At 52.0% G+C, this 2,121-nt stretch carries 2 protein-coding genes and 1 pseudogene; all 3 read right to left on the bottom strand.

Going from position 1 to position 2,121, the window contains the following annotated elements; all coding sequences use genetic code 11:
- Positions 1–1,538, bottom strand: a 1,538-nt coding sequence (locus tag ABUA47_RS24330) for a hypothetical protein (protein ID WP_349832237.1), incomplete at its 3' end; no start/stop codon positions are given.
- Between the two features lie 25 nt (positions 1,539–1,563).
- The gene (locus tag ABUA47_RS24325) at positions 1,564–1,788 is read right to left on the bottom strand and encodes a hypothetical protein (protein ID WP_005836766.1); all 225 of its coding nucleotides are present in this window, start codon (positions 1,786–1,788) and stop codon (positions 1,564–1,566) included.
- Between the two features lie 20 nt (positions 1,789–1,808).
- Positions 1,809–2,121: pseudogene (locus ABUA47_RS24320) on the bottom strand (hypothetical protein); the annotation flags it as partial.

Genomic DNA, 2,121 nt, shown 5'->3' with positions numbered 1-2,121 from the left:
TGATTCATCTGTGCCTCGAAATTACGGATGGCCACATCTCTCGGTGTATCTACGCCGGGCTTGAAGTATGGATGTGGCGGTCCGCTGAAACGTTCGCCATAGAACTCCGGAGAGTGGTGGTGATGGAAGCCATGTGCGACTTCCGACGCCACCACCGCACCGGCGGTAAGGGCAGCGAATATCTTCACGCCAAGCCCCTTGTTCGCTTCAGGACGTGTCTTCATATCCACCTCGTTGAAAATCTTCGAAAAAAGTTTCATCCGGTGGTAATCATCCACAGCAAGAAACTTGTCGTAGTCTTTCTGGCTGATTTCGTGGCTGATGACCTGTCCGTCAATAACGGCGGACATCTTGTATTTACCCTCCGTCTGTGTCGGTTGCACGGCAATGTCGCTGACTTCTACTTCCCGGCCATGTTTCTCCTCACGATACCAGCCTTTGCTTTCGTTGAGCAGTTGGAGGTCACGCCCGTCCACGGCTGCACCGATACTGCCCTGTATGTATTCCTGCCGTATCGGAGTTTCTTGCTGCATGAATAATTCTTGTTCCTGCCGCTGCCGTTCTTCCAGTTCATGCCGCACTTCGGGATGCAGGCCGATACTGATGCGTTGTTCGCTGTTGAGCTGTTCTATCGTTACCTTATCGGCAAAGTCCGCTCCGATAATGCCATTCAGCAGCTCCAGCCGTTTCTCCACAGGTTGTTCCTCGATGGATGCGGTAGCCAGTTTTTTCACTTCTTCTTCCGTCAGGTCATAGACCATATCGGCATTGACACTTTCCGATTGTACGGTCAGTGTCCTCCGTTCCATATCCACGATAAGACCGTGCGAAGTAAGGCACTCCGACCATTTCTCGTTGGAAAAATAGACTGGTGAAGCAATCAACTCCTTGTACGGTTGTGCCGGTTCCTTGCTGCGCGGACGGCTGACAAGCGGTGTAATGACCTCCTGCAAGTTCTTCAATACATCTTGCTGTACAATGGGTTGCTCCTGTTGACCGCCTTTGTAGTAAAAGCCGTAGCCACCCGATTGCAGTTCACCGGGCTTCATGCGCCCGTTTGGGCGTTCGGGTACGATGGATGGCCCCGGAAAGAAAAGCTGCCCGCCGACTCTGCGTAGGTGGAAACCCCACTGCTCGCGTGGTGTCCAACCAAGAAATGGAGGGGGCATACCCAGACGTCCCATGTGTCCGTATTCACCTATACCGATGCGGTAGCCATGTAGCCCCATCGCCACACGCCCGTTGGCATTGCGGGCATGGACGAAATTCTTCGGCATATAGAAGTCTTTTCCTATGATGCTCGTAAGTATGTTGTAGGCCTTCTTATTGGCCGTATTTGTTCCCCAGTCCGTCAGGGCCAACATCTGGCGTTCGGTTATAGGATAGACCAGCAACGGTGAATCATGCCCTTGCACAATCAGCCGGTAGCCGCCTCCGTCAAATGCAACACGGGCTTGAAGTCCGTTACGCATCAGTATATTGCGCATTTCGGGCTGCAAGTCCATCTGCCGGGGATTGGTATTTGTTCGTATCGCCATAGTCTGATGTTATAATGGTTACTTGTTATGCGTTACCGTATTTCATAGCCGCTTCCAATTGTTCGTCTTTGAAACGGACAAACCCGGCAGCAGAATCCTCGCAGACCGTGAGTCCTTTTTCCTCACAGTAATGAGCGTACTCCTCCTGCCACTCGGCGGAAAAATGGTTGATGTAATCGAGCCAGCCGTATTCGCCGCTCTGCATCTTCTCGACGAGAATCTCTTCGGGATAATATTTCTGTTGTGCCATACGCTTATATTAAATAGGTTTTATTTGTGAATACCTGCCGCTCGGTTACGCTCGCCGCTTTTCTTCTGTTCGTTCCACAGTTCTTCGGTGTATTCCTCCTCCGGAACGTAGTCGAGATTACCGTCATCATCCATCACCCAGCAGCCGTAGCAGCCGAAGGTGTACTTATCCCATTCGCGCTTGGGTTGCTCTTTCCATTTCTGCGCGTCACCCGCACAGAAACGGATGCCAGTCTTGTTATGAAGGTCGATGCCTACTGTGACCGGTTCGCCATCCACTGCCACCGTCAGAGGCTCACCATGCTGCATTCCGTTTACTTCCACTGTACCGAAG

It is taken from the genome of Bacteroides sp. RTP31139st1_H2_RTP31139_211217 (assembly GCF_040227615.1).
GTDB lineage: Bacteria > Bacteroidota > Bacteroidia > Bacteroidales > Bacteroidaceae > Bacteroides > Bacteroides uniformis.
Note: the sequence above shows the minus strand (reverse complement) of the source record. Positions and strands in the feature narration are given on the sequence as shown.